A 17851-nucleotide genomic window follows, 5' to 3' on the forward strand; every position below is an offset into this window, starting at 1 on the left:
TTAGCGCTCGTGCGCGAGGGCGATGTTCAGGATCTCGCGGGCGATGGTTTCGGCAGCGTCTTTCTTGGCGAATTTCGATGCGGCTGCGCTCATGGCCGCAGCCTTCGGCGCATCCCCCAGGATGCGCTCGATCTCGGACTCGAGTATCACCGGAGTGAGGTTGCGCTGTTCGATGATGGTAGCCGCTCCCGAGCGTCCGTAGGAGAAGGCGTTCTTGGTCTGATCGTGGCTGATGGATTCAGGTATGGGGATCACTATGGACGGCTTGCCCCAGGCGGCGATCTCAAAGAGCGTGGAGCCAGCCCTGGAGATCACCAGAGAGCAGACTCCTGCGGCCATGCGGAGCGCTAACACGTTGAGGAAGGCGTAGGGACGATAACGATCCTTGTGAGGATGATCGTGGAGCGATCCTGCAGCGATCTGGCCGACCTCTTCGAAATTCTTCTCTCCTACTTGGTGGATGACCTGGTATTTGTTGAGGAGCCTCGGGAGCGCGTCGAGGACTGCTTCGTTGATGGCTTGAGAACCTGAAGAGCCGCCGAGGATGAGGAGGACCGGCGTGCCCTCTTCGAGCTTGAGGAATTCCCGGCCTCCCTCGTATGCAGGGGTAGCGATATCTTTGCGGATGGGGTTCCCGGTGAGCGCTACTTTTTCTTTGTCGAAGAATCGTGCGGCATCTGGATATGAGATGGCTACGCGCTTGGCGAACTTCCCCGCCCAACGGTTCACCCTGCCTGGCTCGGAATCGGATTCGTGGATGACCACGGGGATGCCGAGGATCCTTGCTGCAAAGAGCGCCGGGAAACTTCCGTAGGCCCCTTTGCCGAAGACAACGTCGGGATAGAGCGAGAAGAGCCTCAGGACAGCCTTGAGGACGCCGAGAGAGGTCTTTACCAAGTCGAAGGCGTTCATCACTGAGAAGTAACGGCGTACGCGTCCGGCGCTTGCGGGGAGATACGTGATGCCCTGCTCAAAGAGGACCCGTTGGTCTCCCGGTTCGGGAGCCATGTAGTAGAGCTTGGGCGGCAGGAGCTTCTCCGCAGCCACGATGCGGTTAAGCGCCTCCGCGATGGCGATTATGGGGTAGAAATGGCCGCCGGCGCCACTACCCGTGAATAGTATCTTCATACGCGCTGATACTTGGAGATGTTAAACAGGATACCTGCTTGGAAGAGGGCTAGGAGAAGGGCTGTTCCACCCTGGCTTACGAAGACAAGGGGGGTGCCAGAGAGCGGTACAAGGGCCAACATGGAGCCTATATTCAGGAAGGACTGGCAGGTGATAAGTATAACAATTCCGACGGCTACCAGTCCACCGAAGGAGTCAGGGGCCCGGGCGGCGATCCGGAAGCCCCGGAGAGCGAAGAATATGAACAAAAAGATGAGCAGGGAGGCTCCTACGAAGCCGAATTCCTCCCCGGCCACCGCAAAGATCGAGTCTCCTATGGGCTCCGGTAGGAATTCAAATTTCTGGAGGCTCTGACCGAAGCCTCGGCCGAAGATTCCTCCTGAACCTATGGCGATGAGCGACTGGGTGATCTGGTATCCCGCTCCCAATGGATCAGTCTCCCCTGGCGAGAGGAAGGTCATGATGCGGGACATGAGGTAGGGCCGCATGAATACGAGTCCGGTGAGGCCTACCAGACCTACGCCTCCCAGGATGGCCAGGTCCCTGATCTTTGCTCCCGCCACGACGAACATGGCGAGCCCTGCGGCGACCGCGATGAGGAAGGTGTCGGTATCCGGCTGCGCCAAGAGAATCATGCCCACGATACCGGTAAGCAAAGAGAATGGGATGAGACCGTACTTCCATTCACTCACCCGGTCCTTGGCCACGGTAAGCCAAGTAGCCAGGTAGAAGACATACGCAATCTTAAGAAGCTCGGATGGCTGGAAGGAAAACCCTGCAAGCGCTATCCAGCGCCGCGCTCCTCCGTGGGCGAAGCCTACTCCGGGTATGAATACGAGGAGCGTGAGGAGGATGGCGAAGACGAAGATATAGAAAGAATATTTGCGCCAGATCTGATAGCTCACTGTGCTCGCGGCGATGAGGGCTACTCCCCCGAGGCAGAGCCCGAAGACGAACTGCTTCAGCGCTACTGCTCCGAAATGCGCGCCTTCGCGCGCCAAGAGGCCGAGCGAGGCGGAGGTGAAAATGAAAAAGCCCACCGCGATCAGCAGGAACACGGTGATCATGAAGAGCTTGTCTATGGAGTGAGGGCGCGTACTCATTTTTTCGAAGGCCACTACGTATAGCTTTTAGACATCACACATCATAAGACGAGAATCGCATCTCTCCTATTCCCCACTCAAATATTTACTTGCCTACGAGTGCGATGATCATGCCGAAGAGTGCACAGACCACGCTCACAATCCAGAAACGCATGGTCACCTTGTAGCCTGGCCAGCCGAGAGCTTCGAAGTGGTGGTGGAGCGGCGCTACCAGAAAGAGCTTCTTGCCGCGGAACCGCTTGGAAATTATCTGCAGCACATTGGAGAAGGAGGTGGCGATGAGCGGAAGCGCGATGATGGGGAGCGCGGAGAGGCCGTGGCCGGCCCCCAGCGTGTCGGTGGTGAAGGCTACTACCGCGAGGGTCAGCGTGAGCGCCATCGAGCCCGTCTCCGACATATAGAAGCGCGCAGGCGGGATATTGAACCAGAGGAAGGCCAGGAGTCCACCCACGATCACTGCGCAGAAGGCGGCGAGGTTAATCTGGTTCTGATAGAAAGCGATGCCCGCGTAGGCGCTGAACATGGTGGCAAAGACTCCGCCCGCGAGCCCATCGATGCCGTCGATCACGCCGCCGGAATAGAGGCCGATGGTCACCAGTACGAAGAGCGGGATGAACAGCCAGCCGATGTAGAGGTCGCCGAGGAACGGAAGCCCGATGCTCGTCACTCCCAGCTTGTAGTAGAACCAGAGAGCACAGCCGAGCCCAATCACTGCGACCACGCCGAGTCGCTTCTTGAGAGAGAGTCCTCCGGCGATATAGTCCCTGCTCCCCTTCACCTCAAGCCAGTCATCGAGGAGCCCTACGAGCGCGCCGAGCATGAGGGTGGCGAACGGGATCCAGGTCTGGTTGCGGGAGAGGTAGGAGAGCTTCTCGAGGAGCGTGCCCGGGAAGAGCTGGCTTAAGAGAAGGAGGCCGAGGGTGGTGATAGCGGTCGAGGCCCAGACGACGATGCCGCCCATGCGCGGAGTGCCTACTTCCTTGGTCTTATGGAGCTCGTTAAATACTTCAGCGTTAGAGCCGTCCATGCTTATCTTCCCGCTCTTCTTCTTCCACATCTCCTGCTTATAGAGGAAGTGTGTAAGAAAGGGGGTGAGCGCGATGCCGGCGATGAAGGCAAAGGTCGCGGGAAGGAAGACTTTGACGATATCCTCGATGACCATAGGTGGTGGCAGTATACAGGAAGCCCTACTCTTCTTCTCCCTTGGCTTCGAGATAGCGAAGGGTGGCATCTACCAGCTTGGCGACGTCCTCGAAGCGGCCCTCCTGAGTGGAGCCGAGGACGCTTATAGCAACAGGGTGATTAGGACCGGCATCAAAGAGGATGACTAGGTTTCCTCCGGCGAGATCGGTGAAGCCGGTTTTGGAAGCGATGAGGCCGGGCAAGGTCTCTACCGCACTATTGGTATTCTTCGTCTTATACGTCCCGCGAGCTGAGTCGACGATGAGTTCTTTGTAGCGCGTAGCTTCGAAACTCTCCGGGAATTCGCGTACGGCAGTGAGGAAGAGCTTGTTCACGTCGCGCGCAGAGCCATAGGCGCCAGAGAGTTCTTCGTTGAGATCGAGCCCGGTTTCGTTCAGGAAGTATGTTTGGGTCAGACCGAGCTCCTTGGCACGAGCGTTCATGCTGGCGAGGAAATCAGTAGAGGAGGCAGTGGCTTCGGGCTTGGCGCGAGCGACTGCTTCCCAGGCGCTCGCGATGGCTACGGCGCCGTCATTAGAAGAGCGCACCAGGGTCCAATCGAGGAGTGAGCGGAGTGACCACTTATCACCGGTTTTAAGTAATCCGTCGCCATCTGCTCTTAAGGTCTTCTCCCCTATCACCACCGTCTCATCTTCTCCCAGAGTCTCGCGCGCGGTGAGCGCGGTCATGATCTTGGTGAGAGATGCGAGCGGAAGCTGGGCTTCTCCATTTGCAGCAAAAAGTTCTACGCCTTTGGCAACGTCGTAGACGACGGCCGCGCGGGCGATGAGCTCCGGCGCTTCAAAGACTGCGGGGACCGGGGCCTTCGCCGGTACTTCCGTAGCTGCTGCTGCGCTCGCCATTTCCGTCGCTTTATCCGCAGGACGATAACTACGTAGTGCTACCGGCAGGAGGAGCAGGGTGCATATAAAAAAGGCCAAGCTTATGCCGAGCCACGATATGGAGATATTTTTATTCTCGTTCGGCATTATTCTCAGTCGGTGTCGTTTTGAGCGCTTCCATCTTGGCGGCGATTTCGGCGCGGACCTCCGCGTACTCAGGGAGCTCTTCGACTGAGCTGACGCCTAAGTGTCCAAGAAGGTCGAAGGTCGGACGGTAGAGGAAGCTGCGCTTGTCCTCGGGGTTCTCTATCTTCTCCACTAATCCGCGAAGCAGGAGATTGCGCAGGATGAAATGGGAGCTTACGCCGCGGACGTAATCGATATCCGCGCGGCTGATTGGTCCGTAGTAGATGACAAGCGAGAGCGCTTCGAGTCCTGCCTTGCCGATGTCGCGGTGGAATTCCTCTTTGACGAGCTTCTCGATGACGCTCGACGCTTCCGGCACAGTGCCGAGAGCTATCTCCTCGTCCTTCTCAAGTAGGGTCAATCCCCTTCCTTGAAGCGAAGCTTTCAGTCCGCCTAGAGCTTCTTTGATCTCCTCCTCGCTCTTATCAAGCAAAGACGCGAGTTTCTTTACGGAAAGAGGCTCGCCGTAGAAGAATAGCACGGCTTCTATTGTGTTCGCAGTGTTCATAGTTAGTAGGAAGGAGTGCCGAGCGCGCGGGATTCCATAGTGATGTCTTCGAAGGGATTGTGCTGTTCTGCTTGGATGATGCCTTGTTTGACGAGTTCCAGCATAGCAAGAAAACTCACGATGACCATCTTCTTCTCCTCCTTTCCGTGGCCGGAGAATTCCTTGAAGCTCATGGAGATGCTCTTCTGTACGCGGCCGACGAGCTGCTCGATCATCTCCTCGAGGCTAATGATCTTCTGGACCACCGTTTTAGTGATGTGTTCCTTAACCGGGATGGAGGCCAGCGTGCGACGGAGAGCTTCGAGGAGCGATGGCTTGGTGACGGAGGGTTCTACCGAGAAGACCGGTTGCGCCAGGGTCCGCTCGGAAGCTTGGAAGACGAACTGTTTACCGAAGCGTTCGCGTAGGTGAAGCGAGAGTTCTCGGACCCTCTGGTAGCGCGCCAGACGGTCTTCCAAGTCTTTGATGTCAGCTTCTTCTTCGGTGGTGAGCGAGAGGGATGGCAAGAGGGCCTTCGATTTGATGAGGAGAAGCGTTGCGGCAGTCAGGATGAAATGCGCAGTGTGTTCTATGGGAAAGTGCTCGAGCTTACGCACATAGGCTACGTAGTCGTCTGCTACCTGAGCGAGGGAGACATCACTCACGTGGAGCTTCCGCTTCTCGATGAGGTCGAGGAGCATTTCAAGCGGTCCCTCAAAGGAATCCTGCTTCACCAGAAAGGCGTTCATTGTCTTAGTATTATAACATTTTTCTGCTATTTATCCAAACTTTAAAATACCTCAGCCCCGCTAAGTGCGGGGCTGAGGTATCTGAATGCCTCTGAACGGAAATTACTTCTTGAGAGAAATACCGAGTTCGGCGAGGTTCTTTGGATCGATTTCTGCTGGTGCGCCCATCATGAGGTCCTTCCCTTCTCCGGTCTTGGGGAACGCGATGACTTCGCGGATGTTGGGTTCGTTCTGAAGGAGCATAACGATGCGGTCTATGCCGGGAGCGATGCCACCGTGCGGCGGAGCACCGTATCCGAAGGCATCGAGCATGTGGCCGAAACGGTTCAGGATGGTTTCTTGTGAGAGGCCGAGGATTTCGAATATCTTGTTTTGCAGGTCACGCTTATGGATACGGATTGAACCACCACCGACTTCGTAACCGTTCAAGACGATATCGTATGCATTTGCTCGGGCTTTGAGAGGATCGGAATCGAGAAGATGCTCGTCTCCGGGTTTTGGCGCAGTGAAGGGGTGATGAACCGCACCGACGCTCCCGTCCTCACCCTTCTCAAACATGGGGAAATCGATAACCCAGCAGAATGCCAGCTCGTCGGGGTCGTCCTTGTTCACGCGCATGTCCGGCTTATCGTTCCCATATTTTGCCATTGATTCTGCGTATGAGATTCGCGGGAAGGGTTTCTGGGCGATCTTTTTGTTCGGGTAGAGTTTCTCAACGAGCTCGACGAACATGGGCTCTATCAGAGAAAGCATATCTTCTTGAGTGACGAAGGACATCTCCAAGTCCAATTGGGTGAATTCAGGCTGACGGTCGCCGCGAGTGTCTTCATCACGGAAGCAGCGGGCGATCTGGAAATACCGCTCGAAGCCAGCCACCATGGCGAGCTGTTTGAACTGCTGCGGAGACTGAGGAAGAACGTAGAATTTCCCGTTTTCAAGCCGACTCGGAACCACATATTCCCGAGAGCCTTCCGGAGTGCCCTTCATAAGGATCGGCGTCTCTATCTCCACGAAGTCGTTTTTATGCAGATAGTCGCGGAAGAAGGAGACGATCTTGTCCCGCATACGCACATTGTTTTGTAAGCGAGAAGAACGGAGATCGAGGTAGCGGTACTTGAGGCGTACTTCCTCGCTCACTTCGCGCGTGTCTCCAGAGAGCTCGAAAGGAGGTGTAGCAGATTCGTTCAAAACAACGATGGAGGTGATCTCGAGTTCAATATCGCCATTCACCACTTCCGTATTCACCATCTTGGCAGGACGCTTGTTCACGATACCCTCAGCGGTGATGACCCATTCAGAACGGAGCGTACTAGCGAGCGCATGCGCCTCTTCGTGGTTAGGTAATGCGACTGACTGTATCTTGCCGGAGGCGTCACGGATGTCTAAGAAAATGAGCTTGCCATGGTCGCGGCGGGCATCTACCCAGCCGGAGATGGATACGCTCTCCCCCACTTTCTGCCCGAGGTCTTTTATATGAGTTCTCTGCATATTATATTTTTACGCCGATCCTCTCCTTAACTTCCGCCATTTTCGCCTGGGCCATCCTTCTTGCTTTCTCTGCTCCTTCTGCGAGTACTCTTTTCACTTCTTCGTCAGTGATGCTATCGCGACGTGCTCGCATCGGAGCGATGAAGGCATCGATATCTTCGATGAGGGCTTCCTTGAGTACCTTGTAGCTACCTTTGTTGGCTTCGTAGAGAGATTCAAGTTCGCTCTCTGGGCGGAAGAGCTTGTGCATGAGGTACACATTCTCGGGACGCTCACCCGAAGAATCGGTCACTATACTCATCACTGCCTTAGTGATCTCTTCTTTTGAGCCGAAGAGCGGAATGGTATTGCCATAGCTCTTGCTCATCTTCTTGCCATCTGTGCCAGGAACAGTACCCACCTCTTCTTTAATCATCTCCTGCGGCTCTTTGAATGTCTGTCCGTACGCGGTATTGAATTTCGCTGCCGCTTCGCGCGCATACTCCACGTGTTGACGCTGATCAGCGCCTACCGGCACCACGTCGGTGTCGTAGAGGAGAATGTCTGCCGCCATGAGCATGGGGTAGTTGAAGAGTCCGGCGTTCGCCTCGAGTCCCTTGGCTACTTTGTCTTTGTAAGAGTGCGCTTGCATGAGGAAGGGCACGGTGACGAGACACTCGAACGTCCAGGCGAGTTCGGTATGCTCCGGCACGTCTGATTGGCGGAAGATGACGGCCTTCTCGGGGTCTACGCCCACGGCGAGATAGTCGCGGGTGACGTTAAGGATATTCTGTCGGAGTTCTTGAGGGTTCCGAGCGGTAGTGAGGGCGTGATAGTCCACCACACAGAGCATGCTGTCATACTCCTCGTACATGTCCTTGAAGGGCTTCAAGGCGCCAAAGTAGTTGCCGATATGGAGGTTGCCGGAAGGCTGGAGGCCGGTAAAAAGACGCTTTTTGTTCATAGCGGATGTAGCTGCACTTTAACAGAAATCTGGCTTTTTTCTAGCGTCGCAGGAGTACGAAAAGCACAGCCAAGCCGCCAAGGAGCCACCAGAAGAAGGCGTGTTCGAAGGTAAAGAAGGCGCTGATGCTCTGCGGGAACTTATGTATCGCGCCGAAAGGCACTGAATTATGAAGCACCGCCAAGGTGACGCCAGTGCCGAGGGCTGCGAGGGCGAAGGGCGCTGCTCCCCCGCTCTCCCCCATGTCGAAGCTATCCACGCTATGCTTCACCGCCATGTACGCCAGTCCCGAGAGCGCGAGGAGTACTCCGATGAGCACGAAGCTTTTTTGCGCAGCGGTAGATCCGTAGCTGGCGATCTGATTCGTATACGGGAAATATGCGAAGAGCAGAAGACCTATGTAGAGCGAGAGATACATCGCGACCGTCTTGGCGCGTCCGAGAGCAAATGCAACTGCGACGAGTGCACCAAAGATCCCGAGGATGATAAGAATATCGACTGAGACTAAGTTCGCAGAGAAAGAAGAGAGTGATGGCATGAGGAATAGTATAGCACTGTAGATTCACGACATGATGTGCACAAATCACCCACAACTAATGTTGTGGGTGATTTGTCTGCTTGATTTAAAAACTAGATTCCCTCTTTGCGGAGCTCATTGAGAAGCTCTCGTGCTTTCTTCCCGAGCTTCCCAGGGAACGTGATGTTGATACGCACCAGGAGATCGCCACGGCGATTCTTCTCTACAGGTACTCCTTTGCCGCGTACGCGCAGAATCTCGCCGAAGGCTACGTTCTCGGGAATCTTGAGGGTAATGTCGCCGTCGAGAGTATGCACGGTGTAATCCGCACCAAGAAGTGCATCAGAGAGCTTCACGTTGAGGTCGGTAGTGAGGTTAGCTCCCTCCTTGCGCAGGAACGGATGGCGCTTCACATGTACTTTTACGTAGAGGTCGCCCGCAACTCCACCTGCGACTGCTTCACCCATGCCAGAGAGGCGGATCATTTCGCCATCATCAATGCCAGGAGGGACGCTGATGGTGATCTCTTCCTGGCGACGGACTACGCCTGCGCCATGACAGGAGGCGCACTTCTCTTTCGGTATCTTTCCAGAACCGCGGCAGGAATCGCAGGTGCGAGTGGTGCTAATGGAGCCGAAGAAGGAGCGACGTGTCTCGTGCACGCGTCCCTTGCCGTTACAAGAATCACACGTCTTCATCTCCGTGCCCGGCTTGCCGCCAGAGCCAGTACAGGTCTCACAGCGAGAAGTCTTGGTGATGAGCACCTTGCGCTCTGCACCGAAGACGGACTCCGCAAAGGTCAGCTCAATGTCTATGGAGATGTCGCGGCCGCGGGCTACGCGTCCTGCTCCTCCTCCGCCGAAGATGTCTCCGAAGATGTCTCCGATGTTGAAGTCCTCAAATCCTGCCTGTCCTCCGGTGAAGCCGGAGAAGTCGAAACCGCCCATATCTGGGCCCGCTCCCCCTCCACCATTCGCGCCACTAAAGACGCGGCCATAGGAATCGTATTCCGCACGCTTCTTGTCGTCCGAGAGCACGCTATACGCCTCGTTCACTTCCTTGAACTTGTTCGCATCCCCTCCCTTCTTGTCGGGATGGTACTTATGCGCCAACTTGCGGAAAGCCTTTTTGATGTCTTCTTTCGAAGCTCCTTTGGCGATTCCTAGTATGTCGTAGTAGTTCTTGGGCATGAGAGGTGTCGTTTCTCCATACTAGCAGGGTCGCTGCTAGGGTTCAATCTTTTTGATTTACGCCTTCGGCTCTTCTCCTCCTTCCTTGAAATCAGCGTCGCGTGGAGTGGGACCAGCTTCTCCTTCGGGAGCAGCTTCGCCACCCGCACTCTGTCCTCCGGGAGCTTTGCTCATAGCTTCACCCATCTTCTGAAGCTCCTGCGAGAGCGCCTCAGTGTCGCGCTTGATGGCGTCGGGATCAGTACCTTCTTTGGTTTTCTTGAGTTCTGTGATCTTACCCTCGATGGCGCTCTTCAGTTCTGCCGGAACCTTATCACCATTGTCGCGTAGTGACTTTTCTGCGGTGTAGATGAGCTGGTCAGCGAGGTTGCGGGCTTCTACGGACTGCTTCTTCTTCTCATCTTCTGATCCGTGTGCTTCCGCGTCCTTCTTCATGCGCTCAATTTCTTCGCTAGAGAGACCGGAGGAAGCTTCAATACGGATGGTCTGTTCCTTGCCGCTGGTCTTGTCCTTGGCCTTCACAGAGAGAATGCCGTTCGCATCTACGTCGAAGGTGACTTCCACCTGAGGGAGTCCGCGCGGAGCGGGAGGGATGCCGTCGAGGATGAAGCGACCGAGGCTCTTGTTGTCCGCCGCCATGGCGCGCTCGCCCTGGACGATGTGGATCTCAACAGAGGTCTGGTTGTCCGCAGCAGTGGAGAAAGTCTGAGAGCGGGAGGTAGGCACGGTAGAGTTCTTCTCGATGAGCTTGGTGCCGACGCCGCCGAGGGTCTCGATACCGAGAGAGAGCGGGATGACGTCGAGGAGGAGCACGTCCTTCACGTCACCAGCGAGGATGCCGCCCTGGATGGCAGCGCCGAGCGCCACTACCTCATCCGGGTTCACGCCCATATGCGGCTTCTTGCCGAAGAATTCTTCCACCGCCTTTTGTATTGCGGGCATGCGAGTCTGGCCGCCCACGAGGATGACCTCGCTGATATCAGCGAGCTTGAAGGGAGAAGCATCCATGGCGCGCTTGGTGATGGCCATGGCGCGATCGATGAATTCCTTGGAGAGCTCTTCGAGCTTGGCGCGGGTCAGCTTCTTCACGAAGTGCTGAGGGCCGGCCTCCGTAGAGGTGATGAACGGGATGTTGATCTCCGACTCAAGTGCAGCAGAGAGTTCGATCTTGGCCTTCTCTGCGGCTTCGTCGAGACGCTGGCGTGCAAGAGGGTCGTTCCTCACGTCGATGCCGCTCTCTTTCTTAAACTCTTCTGCAAGCCAATTGATGACTACCTGGTCGATGTCCTTGCCGCCGAGGTGCGCATCGCCGTCGGTGCTCTTCACCTCCACCACGTCATCTCCCACTTCGAGCACGGATACGTCGAAAGTACCACCACCGAAGTCGAAGACCGCGATTTTCTCTTCTTTCTTTTTGTTGAAGCCGTAGGCGAGCGCGGCCGCGGTCGGCTCGTTGATGATGCGGAGCACCTCAAGTCCTGCGATCTTGCCGGCGTCCTTAGTAGCCTGGCGCTGAGAGTCGTTGAAATATGCAGGAACGGTGATGATGGCCTGAGTGATGGTCTCCCCGAGGCGTGCCTCTGCATCCGTCTTCAGTTTCTGCAGGATCATGGCAGAGATCTCTTCCGGACGATTCCAGTTCTCTCCCATCTTCACTTCGATGCCGCCGTTTGTGGACTTACGCATCTCGAAAGGCACAGCTTCTCTGTCCTTGCCGACTGCTGGTTCGTCAAAATTGTGTCCGATGAAGCGCTTGATCTGGTAGATCGTGTTCTTGGGATTGGTCACTCCCTGGCGCTTGGCGAGGAGGCCGACGAGGCGCTCTCCGGTCTTTGATACCGCGACGACGGAGGGCGTGGTACGTGCGCCTTCCGCATTCTCGATGATCTTGGGTGCGCCCACTTCGATGACTGCCATCGCGGAGTTGGTGGTGCCGAGGTCGATGCCGAGTATTTTTGCCATATGGACGAGTGATTAATTGTTAAAAGCTATTTTGTTTCCGTAATATATACCTTCACCTGTGCCGGCCTCAAGACCTTGCCGTTAAGCGTGTAGCCTCGCTGCAGGACTTGGGCGACGGTGTGATCCCCTTCTCCGTTCTCTGCAGGAACTTCAGCTACCGCTGCATGCTCTCGAGGGTCGAAAGGCTTGCCTTTAGGATCAAGCGCCTTGAGGCCGTGTGACTCGAGGATCCCAAGGAGCTGGGAGCGCACGTACTCCATGCCCTTGCGCCACTCCGGAGGAAGCGCTTCCCAGGAGGCGGAGTTCGCCGTCGCCATATCGAAGCTATCAAGCACCGGGATCAGTTCCTCGAGGAGATTCTCCTCGGCGAACTTGATGAAGCGCTCCTTCTCTTCCTTCTCGAGCTTCTTGCTGTTGGCGAATTCCGCCTTGATGCGCTGCCAGCCGTCGAGATATTCCTGCTTCTCAGCAACGCAGGTGGCGAGCTTCTCGCGAAGCTTCTTCATCTGCTCAGCTGGGGAGGTAAGCTCCGAGTCTTCCTCGAAGGTCACATCGTCTTTCTCTTTTTCAAATTCTGTGTCTGCCATAGGGGATAAGCTCACTATACATCAGATAGCGCGGAGCGGAAGAAAATCGGAGAGACAGAGGAGAGGAGAAACTAGCGCTTCGCCCACTGAGCGGCTTTACGAGCCTTCTTGAGACCGAACTTGCGGCGCTCCTTCATGCGCGGATCACGCTTGAGATAACCCTGCTTCTTGAGCGGGCTGCGGAGATCACGATCCCCTTCTACGAGTGCGCGGCTGATGGCGTGGCGGACTGCCACTGCCTGGGAGGAGACACCACCACCCATGACGCGAACGGTCACCTTGAACTTGGAGGTCGTTTCGGTGAGGTTAAGCGCAGAGAGTACGGTAGCTCTGAGGTCTTCGGTCTTGAAATATTCCTCGAGCGGCTGGTCGTTCACAGTGAAGGACTGCTTGCCGGATTCTTCGAGGCGCGCGCGAGCGACAGACGTCTTACGGCGTCCGACAGTCTCGATATATGCCTGTTTGGTCTTATCCATAAATATTATTCAGTGACGATGAGATTCTTGAACATGCGGGAGCGGAGCTTGTTCTTGGGAAGCATGCCCCAGACTGCGTGGCGGATGAGCTCGCCGTAGCCCTTCTTCTCCATGACGGCTTTGCCGGTCTGCACGGTGCGGCCTCCTGGGTAACCAGAGTAGCGCTGGTGGCTGACCTCCATGAGGCGGCGCTCGTCGATAGAGAGCTTAGCAGCATTCTCCACCTTCACCTTCACGAGCGCGGTCGCGTTCCTGACGAAATCAGGGGTGCCCTTGCCGATGAGGAGCTTAGCCGCCTCGCTTGCGAGTCGTCCGAGCTTCTTCCCTTCCGCATTAAGTGTGTATTCCTTGGAGGTCATATAGGTATCTTAGACGAAGGATATCTGGGCCATCTTGCTCGAGTCCGAGAGGCGGCGCGGGAGCTTGGTGATGCGGGTGTAGCCGCCCTGGCGATCCATGTAGCGAGGCGCGATCTCCTTGAGGAGCATCTTAGCCTCGGCCTCGCCGCCGATGCGGGAGATGAGGAGGCGCTCCACGGCGAGTCCGCCCTTCTTGCTGTGAGTCACCATCCGCTCGATGAACGGGCGGAGTTCCTTGGCCTTGGCCTCGGTCGTCTTGATCTTGCCATGAAGCACGAGAGAACGCGAAAGGCTCTTCAAGAGGGCCTGCCTCTCAGAGCTGCTCTTCCGTCCTAGCCCGCGTCCTTTCTTGTGGTGCTTCATAAAGGATTACTTACAGGATTATTTGAGGGTGATGCCGTAGTTAGAGAGCATGCGCTTGATCTCCTGGATGCCCTTGGAGCCCAATCCATCGATATCGAGGATGTCCTCTTCCTTCTTGCGGACGAGGCCACCCACGGTGCGGATGTTGGCTTCGGTGAGGGCATTCACGGTGCGCTGGGAGAGGTCGAGAGTGTCGATGCGGGTCTTGAGGATCTCTGCGTCGATCTCCGGGCGTACGCGCTCCTCCTTGGAAGACTCGGTCTCAGTCTCTGGGCGGAGCTCCTCTTCCTCTTTGAAGCCGACGATGGCACGGAGCTGGTTGATCATGATCTCGATGGACTGCTCGAGGGCCTGGTGCGGAGTGACGGTGCCGTCGGTCTCGATGAAGACCTTGAGGCGGTTGAAGTCAGTACGATCACCGACGCGCATGTTCTCCACCTCGTAGTTCACGCGGCGGATAGGAGTGAAGATCGCGTCGAGAGTGATGGTGCCGATGTCCACCTTCTCCTTCTGGAGGACTTCCTTAGCGACGAAGCCCAAGCCGCGCTCGACTTTGAGTTCCATGTTGAGTTCGGTGCCCTTCTCGGTGGTGTGCGCGATGACGAGCTCAGGATTGAGCACTTCTACCTGACCAGGGACAGTGAGATCGCCTGCAGTGACTTCCTTAGCACCCTTGATGGAGAGAGAAAGCGTCTGGGGCTCATCCGTGAGCATCTTGATGCGGATGCGCTTGAGGTTGATGAGGAGAGTGACCACGTCCTCCTTTACGCCAGGGATGGTGGAGAACTCGTGGCTGACGCCTTCGATCTTGACCTCTGTGATGGCAGCACCCGGGAGGGAGGAAAGGATGATGCGGCGGAGGGAGTTACCCAAAGTGTGGCCGTAGCCAGGGTAAAGGCCGTCGATCTCGTACGAGCCGCTCCACTCTTGTTCCGAAACGATCCTGGGCTTCGACGGAAGCACGATGTTGTGGGCTGTCATGATGAGTTTCTTAAAAATGAGTAATCTTTATACGATAAAAATATACTTTTCGCAATATCCCACGTTTAGCGGGTGTAGAACTCAAGCACCTGCGGCAGGTCGAACGGCTGCACCGCTGCGTCCATGCGCGGGGCTCCGGCCACCTTACCCTCGCCCTTCTCCGGGTCGAAGGAGAGCCAGGAAGGATTCTTCATGTCCTTGAGGCGTCCGACGAGGTCGGTGAAGAGGGCGCTGTTCTTGCTGCCCTCGCGAATAGCGAAGACGTCGCCCTGAGACATCTGATAGGAAGGAATGGTTACCTTGCGGCCGCCGATGACGATGTGGCCATGAGAGACCATCTGGCGGGCGCTACGGCGGCTCGAGGTGAGGCCGAGGCGGTAGACCACGTTGTCGAGGCGACGCTCGAGGAGCGCGAAGAGGGCAGCAGCCTGGTTCTCTCCCCCATGGCTCACTGCTGCGCGGATGTAATTGCGGAACTGGCGCTCAGTGATGCCGTAGGTCATGCGCACCTTCTGCTTCTCCAAGAACTGCTTGGCGTAGTCGGACTTGGCTCCGCCACGGCGCTTGCCGCGCTTCATCTCCGTACGTGCGAGCGAGAGCTGGAACTTCTGCGTCTGGGTCTTATCGAAGACCTGTGCGCCGAGGCGTTTCGCTATTTTGTATCTAGGGCCGATTTTCATATGGAATATTTAGACGCGACGAGGCTTAGGAGGCTTGGGACCATTGTGCGGCACCGGGGTCGCATCCCTGATGGAGGCGACAGCGACTCCTTTAGAGGAAAAGCCGCGGATGGCAGACTCGCGGCCTGCGCCGACGCCCTTCACGACTACATCTACTTCGCGCACGCCCATGGCGTTAGCTTTCTCCCCGAGAAGCTCGCCTACCTTAGCGGCTGCGAACGGTGTGCCCTTCTTGGCGCCAGCAAAGCCGAGTGCGCCAGAAGAGGAAGCCATGAGGGCGTTGCCTTCGCGGTCGGTGAGGAGCACCTGCGTGTTGTTGTACGTGGCCTGGACGAAGAGGATGCCAGCATCCACCTTCTTGCGGGCGGCTTTCTGGAGAGACTTGCTGCGCAAGCCCTGATCCACTTCCCCGCCGCTCTTTTTAACTACTCGTTTCTTACCCATATAAATATTGAATCGGTTTAGGTCTTCTCTACCTTACGGCGACCCGAGCCCATGGTCTTGCGGACGTTGCCACGGAGCGTGCGGGAGTTGGTCTTGGTGCGCTGTCCGCGGGCCGGGAGCCTGCGAGCGTGGCGGTTGCCGCGGTAGGACTTGATATCTTTGAGGCGCTTGATGTTGGCGCCGACGATGCGCTTGAGGTCTCCTTCGATCTTGAAGCCTTCGACGATGGCGCGGATGCGGTTCTCCTGCTCCGGAGTGAGCTCCTTACCCTTCACGCTCGGCTCCACCTTGGCCTCCTTGAGGATGGTGAGGGCGCGCGGGCGTCCGATGCCGAAGAGGACCGTGAGGCCGATCTCGATACGCTTCTCTTCAGGAATATTGATACCGCTGATACGCATGATTATTTCTGGCGCTGTTTATGCTTAGGGTTGCTGCAGATAACATGCATGCGCCCCTTACGACGGAGCGCTTTGCAGTTGGCACAGATTGTCTTGATGGATGCGCGGACTTTCATGGTTTACATTCTGCGGACGATTCTTCCTTTCCCGCCGTACGGCTCGAGTTCTACCTCGACCGTGTCTCCGACGAGCACTCGGATGCGGTGGAACCGCATCTTCCCGGCAAGGTACGTCAAGAGCTCCTTGTCAGTCTCTTTGAGAACGACCCGGAAAAGGGTGTTCGGCAGAGCCTCAACCACGGTGCCTAAATGACGTATATTTGAAGTTTCCATCAGCGGACAGAATGAAGAGTAGCCTATCAGATAGGGCTACAAGCGTCAACGGGAGCCCTGGGGACTCCTGTTGACCTTGGGGCTGTTATTTCTCCTTAAGGACTATCTGGATCTGAGAAGCCTTCTCCGGGAGGGCACTCTTCCAGAATGGCTGTACTACCACCGAGCTCCTATCCATTGGGTAGGCCTGGAGTACAGAGGTTACCTCTTTCTTAGGTACTCCGGCAAGGGATTCCTTGAGCTTTTCCGTATCTATGGCCCAGGTAAGGGTCGTTTCGCCCTTCAGGCTGAAGGTGATGCTGTCCGATTCCCACGGCTTACCCCCACTCTGAGGCTTGAAAGCCAGGGCCCGAAGGCTCTCTCCGCCGGTCAGTTCTTCTCCGTGGTAGTCGCCGGAAGCTAACTTGCGGTAGGCCAGGAACTGGGAGAGCTTGCCTTCCGCAAAGATGATGCCGTAGAGGGTGACACGCTGCTTGACCTCGCTTGCCTCTGGATTGGAGAGTGTCTCGGTCTCGGTGTAGATCGCATCCTTGTAGAGCACGTAGCCCTCAGGCTTCTGCTCATTGGCCTGCCGCATGAGGCTTTCGGTGAGTTCCGTGGTCAGGGCAGCCTTAGCCTGCTCGATATCGGAGGCGGAAGCGGTCTTTACGGTGCCGCTGAATCCGCCGGTCATGGCCGTCTTGCCACGGGCATAGAATTTGCTGTAGCGCGGATCTCCCTTGAAGCCAGGTATGGTGAAATCAGTAAGCCCGATGTTGTAGCTCTCCCCTGCCTGGTCGGCGATGACCTCTGCTTCTATGGTGCCCGGTGTGGTTCCCTTCTTGCCGGGGATGGTGATGGGAGAGGCGATGCGGTAGACCTTGCCGTCTGCGGTTTCAAAACGGGTGGTGGCAACCAGGCGCTGTGTCGCCGAGCTGTAGTCGTTGTAGATGATGATGGTGCCGCGTGCCTTCTCGCTTATGGTCTTAGTGCCTGTCTCAGGGACGGTCTTCGAAGACTCCTCGGAGAGCTTCATTAGTTCGAACTGGAGCCCTTCAGGACCTGCTTCCTTCTCCGCCGTAATCATCTCATCTACAGAGACGATGGAGACCTTGGGCACGATGCTGACGGTAGCTTTCGGCAGGAAGAACTTACCCGCGAAAAGAAGAACGCCTGCGAGCGCCAATCCGCCTATTACCAATGCGATCTTCCCGAAATGAACGTGGGGTGGCCAGAATCTTCCCATAAATGAATCGTTAAGAGGTTGTCCCTTGCTACCGTACGCAAACACCTTCGGCCGGGGCGGAGGTGGGGGCGGAGGAGTTTCCCTTCTCGAGGGTGGAGCAACATCGCTACGCATCTCCCGAGTCTCTTTCGGCGCAGCGTGGTGATGAGTTTCAGGACGCACACTCTCGGATTTGGGGTGACGATGGTCGGGTATTGGAATATCGCGGATCGTCTTCTTGGGGGGTACT

Annotated in this window: 22 protein-coding genes; all 22 read right to left on the bottom strand. The window is 56.5% G+C overall.

The window, feature by feature from the left end:
* Complete coding sequence (locus K8Q93_03085) at nucleotides 1-1128, bottom strand: UDP-N-acetylglucosamine--N-acetylmuramyl-(pentapeptide) pyrophosphoryl-undecaprenol N-acetylglucosamine transferase (GenBank protein ID MCE9644197.1); 1128 nt, start codon at nucleotides 1126-1128, stop codon at nucleotides 1-3.
* Entirely contained in the window at nucleotides 1125-2231 is a 1107-nt protein-coding gene (locus K8Q93_03090) for a putative lipid II flippase FtsW (GenBank protein MCE9644198.1), read from the bottom strand. The genes K8Q93_03085 and K8Q93_03090 overlap by 4 nt, the downstream gene beginning before the upstream one ends.
* Nucleotides 2232-2316: 85 nt before the next feature.
* A complete protein-coding gene (locus K8Q93_03095) occupies nucleotides 2317-3393 on the bottom strand; it encodes a hypothetical protein (protein MCE9644199.1) in 1077 nt (358 codons plus the stop codon).
* A 25-nt stretch (nucleotides 3394-3418) separates the two neighbouring features.
* A complete protein-coding gene (locus K8Q93_03100; GenBank protein MCE9644200.1) occupies nucleotides 3419-4402 on the bottom strand; it encodes a hypothetical protein in 984 nt (327 codons plus the stop codon).
* Complete coding sequence (locus tag K8Q93_03105; GenBank protein ID MCE9644201.1) at nucleotides 4386-4949, bottom strand: SMC-Scp complex subunit ScpB; 564 nt, start codon at nucleotides 4947-4949, stop codon at nucleotides 4386-4388. The genes K8Q93_03100 and K8Q93_03105 overlap by 17 nt, the downstream gene beginning before the upstream one ends.
* A 2-nt stretch (nucleotides 4950-4951) precedes the next feature.
* On the bottom strand, nucleotides 4952-5677 hold the full coding sequence (locus tag K8Q93_03110) for a segregation/condensation protein A (GenBank protein ID MCE9644202.1): 726 nt from the start codon (nucleotides 5675-5677) through the stop codon (nucleotides 4952-4954).
* Nucleotides 5678-5779: 102 nt separating this feature from the next.
* Complete coding sequence (aspS, locus tag K8Q93_03115) at nucleotides 5780-7165, bottom strand: aspartate--tRNA ligase (protein ID MCE9644203.1); 1386 nt, start codon at nucleotides 7163-7165, stop codon at nucleotides 5780-5782.
* A gap of 1 nt (nucleotide 7166) precedes the next feature.
* Nucleotides 7167-8108, bottom strand: coding sequence for a tryptophan--tRNA ligase (trpS, locus tag K8Q93_03120; GenBank protein ID MCE9644204.1), 942 nt, complete (start codon nucleotides 8106-8108; stop codon nucleotides 7167-7169).
* A gap of 40 nt (nucleotides 8109-8148) precedes the next feature.
* Entirely contained in the window at nucleotides 8149-8646 is a 498-nt protein-coding gene (locus K8Q93_03125; GenBank protein MCE9644205.1) for a hypothetical protein, read from the bottom strand.
* A 92-nt stretch (nucleotides 8647-8738) separates the two neighbouring features.
* Nucleotides 8739-9815, bottom strand: a complete 1077-nt coding sequence (dnaJ, locus tag K8Q93_03130; protein ID MCE9644206.1) for a molecular chaperone DnaJ — start codon at nucleotides 9813-9815, stop codon at nucleotides 8739-8741.
* Nucleotides 9816-9872: 57 nt separating this feature from the next.
* Nucleotides 9873-11777, bottom strand: a complete 1905-nt coding sequence (dnaK, locus tag K8Q93_03135) for a molecular chaperone DnaK (protein MCE9644207.1) — start codon at nucleotides 11775-11777, stop codon at nucleotides 9873-9875.
* A gap of 26 nt (nucleotides 11778-11803) precedes the next feature.
* Nucleotides 11804-12364, bottom strand: coding sequence for a nucleotide exchange factor GrpE (locus K8Q93_03140; protein ID MCE9644208.1), 561 nt, complete (start codon nucleotides 12362-12364; stop codon nucleotides 11804-11806).
* Between the two features lie 71 nt (nucleotides 12365-12435).
* Nucleotides 12436-12840 carry a 30S ribosomal protein S9 gene (gene rpsI, locus K8Q93_03145; protein ID MCE9644209.1) on the bottom strand — a complete coding sequence of 135 codons (405 nt, stop codon included), beginning with the start codon at nucleotides 12838-12840 and terminating at the stop codon, nucleotides 12436-12438.
* Nucleotides 12841-12845: 5 nt separating this feature from the next.
* On the bottom strand, nucleotides 12846-13199 hold the full coding sequence (locus tag K8Q93_03150; protein ID MCE9644210.1) for an uL13 family ribosomal protein: 354 nt from the start codon (nucleotides 13197-13199) through the stop codon (nucleotides 12846-12848).
* A gap of 9 nt (nucleotides 13200-13208) precedes the next feature.
* The gene (gene rplQ, locus K8Q93_03155) at nucleotides 13209-13562 is read right to left on the bottom strand and encodes a 50S ribosomal protein L17 (GenBank protein MCE9644211.1); all 354 of its coding nucleotides are present in this window, start codon (nucleotides 13560-13562) and stop codon (nucleotides 13209-13211) included.
* Nucleotides 13563-13580: 18 nt separating this feature from the next.
* Nucleotides 13581-14543: a DNA-directed RNA polymerase subunit alpha gene (locus K8Q93_03160; protein ID MCE9644212.1), complete on the bottom strand. Its 963-nt coding sequence runs from the start codon at nucleotides 14541-14543 to the stop codon at nucleotides 13581-13583.
* A gap of 65 nt (nucleotides 14544-14608) precedes the next feature.
* Nucleotides 14609-15223 carry a 30S ribosomal protein S4 gene (gene rpsD / locus K8Q93_03165; GenBank protein MCE9644213.1) on the bottom strand — a complete coding sequence of 205 codons (615 nt, stop codon included), beginning with the start codon at nucleotides 15221-15223 and terminating at the stop codon, nucleotides 14609-14611.
* A 9-nt stretch (nucleotides 15224-15232) separates the two neighbouring features.
* Nucleotides 15233-15616: a 30S ribosomal protein S11 gene (rpsK, locus tag K8Q93_03170; GenBank protein ID MCE9644214.1), complete on the bottom strand. Its 384-nt coding sequence runs from the start codon at nucleotides 15614-15616 to the stop codon at nucleotides 15233-15235.
* Nucleotides 15617-15684: 68 nt separating this feature from the next.
* Nucleotides 15685-16068: a 30S ribosomal protein S13 gene (gene rpsM, locus K8Q93_03175; protein ID MCE9644215.1), complete on the bottom strand. Its 384-nt coding sequence runs from the start codon at nucleotides 16066-16068 to the stop codon at nucleotides 15685-15687.
* Nucleotides 16068-16181 carry a 50S ribosomal protein L36 gene (gene rpmJ / locus K8Q93_03180; GenBank protein MCE9644216.1) on the bottom strand — a complete coding sequence of 38 codons (114 nt, stop codon included), beginning with the start codon at nucleotides 16179-16181 and terminating at the stop codon, nucleotides 16068-16070. The genes rpsM and rpmJ overlap by 1 nt, the downstream gene beginning before the upstream one ends.
* Before the next feature lie 3 nt (nucleotides 16182-16184).
* A complete protein-coding gene (gene infA / locus K8Q93_03185; protein ID MCE9644217.1) occupies nucleotides 16185-16397 on the bottom strand; it encodes a translation initiation factor IF-1 in 213 nt (70 codons plus the stop codon).
* Nucleotides 16398-16482: 85 nt separating this feature from the next.
* Nucleotides 16483-17622 (bottom strand): hypothetical protein, encoded by a 1140-nt coding sequence (locus K8Q93_03190; protein ID MCE9644218.1) that lies wholly within the window; start codon nucleotides 17620-17622, stop codon nucleotides 16483-16485.
* Nucleotides 17623-17851: the final 229 nt, after the last annotated feature.

It is taken from the genome of Candidatus Parcubacteria bacterium (assembly GCA_021414235.1).
Taxonomy (GTDB): Bacteria; Patescibacteriota; Minisyncoccia; order Phycocordibacterales; family JAKFXT01; genus JAIOOV01.

What these genes read in the sequence shown, in the direction of transcription:
- rpsI (MCE9644209.1), bottom strand. Translation starts at nt 12,840, where the DNA reads ATGGATAAGACCAAACAGGCATATATCGAGACTGTCGGACGCCGTAAG.
- K8Q93_03190 (MCE9644218.1), bottom strand. Translation starts at nt 17,622, where the DNA reads ATGGGAAGATTCTGGCCACCCCACGTTCATTTCGGGAAGATCGCATTG.
- K8Q93_03105 (MCE9644201.1), bottom strand. Translation starts at nt 4,949, where the DNA reads ATGAACACTGCGAACACAATAGAAGCCGTGCTATTCTTCTACGGCGAG.
- rplQ (MCE9644211.1), bottom strand. Translation starts at nt 13,562, where the DNA reads ATGAAGCACCACAAGAAAGGACGCGGGCTAGGACGGAAGAGCAGCTCT.
- K8Q93_03140 (MCE9644208.1), bottom strand. Translation starts at nt 12,364, where the DNA reads ATGGCAGACACAGAATTTGAAAAAGAGAAAGACGATGTGACCTTCGAG.
- infA (MCE9644217.1), bottom strand. Translation starts at nt 16,397, where the DNA reads ATGGAAACTTCAAATATACGTCATTTAGGCACCGTGGTTGAGGCTCTG.
- K8Q93_03150 (MCE9644210.1), bottom strand. Translation starts at nt 13,199, where the DNA reads ATGACCTCCAAGGAATACACACTTAATGCGGAAGGGAAGAAGCTCGGA.
- dnaK (MCE9644207.1), bottom strand. Translation starts at nt 11,777, where the DNA reads ATGGCAAAAATACTCGGCATCGACCTCGGCACCACCAACTCCGCGATG.
- K8Q93_03160 (MCE9644212.1), bottom strand. Translation starts at nt 14,543, where the DNA reads ATGACAGCCCACAACATCGTGCTTCCGTCGAAGCCCAGGATCGTTTCG.
- K8Q93_03085 (MCE9644197.1), bottom strand. Translation starts at nt 1,128, where the DNA reads ATGAAGATACTATTCACGGGTAGTGGCGCCGGCGGCCATTTCTACCCC.
- rpsD (MCE9644213.1), bottom strand. Translation starts at nt 15,223, where the DNA reads ATGAAAATCGGCCCTAGATACAAAATAGCGAAACGCCTCGGCGCACAG.
- aspS (MCE9644203.1), bottom strand. Translation starts at nt 7,165, where the DNA reads ATGCAGAGAACTCATATAAAAGACCTCGGGCAGAAAGTGGGGGAGAGC.
- trpS (MCE9644204.1), bottom strand. Translation starts at nt 8,108, where the DNA reads ATGAACAAAAAGCGTCTTTTTACCGGCCTCCAGCCTTCCGGCAACCTC.
- K8Q93_03090 (MCE9644198.1), bottom strand. Translation starts at nt 2,231, where the DNA reads ATGAGTACGCGCCCTCACTCCATAGACAAGCTCTTCATGATCACCGTG.
- rpmJ (MCE9644216.1), bottom strand. Translation starts at nt 16,181, where the DNA reads ATGAAAGTCCGCGCATCCATCAAGACAATCTGTGCCAACTGCAAAGCG.
- K8Q93_03095 (MCE9644199.1), bottom strand. Translation starts at nt 3,393, where the DNA reads ATGGTCATCGAGGATATCGTCAAAGTCTTCCTTCCCGCGACCTTTGCC.
- K8Q93_03110 (MCE9644202.1), bottom strand. Translation starts at nt 5,677, where the DNA reads ATGAACGCCTTTCTGGTGAAGCAGGATTCCTTTGAGGGACCGCTTGAA.
- dnaJ (MCE9644206.1), bottom strand. Translation starts at nt 9,815, where the DNA reads ATGCCCAAGAACTACTACGACATACTAGGAATCGCCAAAGGAGCTTCG.
- K8Q93_03125 (MCE9644205.1), bottom strand. Translation starts at nt 8,646, where the DNA reads ATGCCATCACTCTCTTCTTTCTCTGCGAACTTAGTCTCAGTCGATATT.
- K8Q93_03100 (MCE9644200.1), bottom strand. Translation starts at nt 4,402, where the DNA reads ATGCCGAACGAGAATAAAAATATCTCCATATCGTGGCTCGGCATAAGC.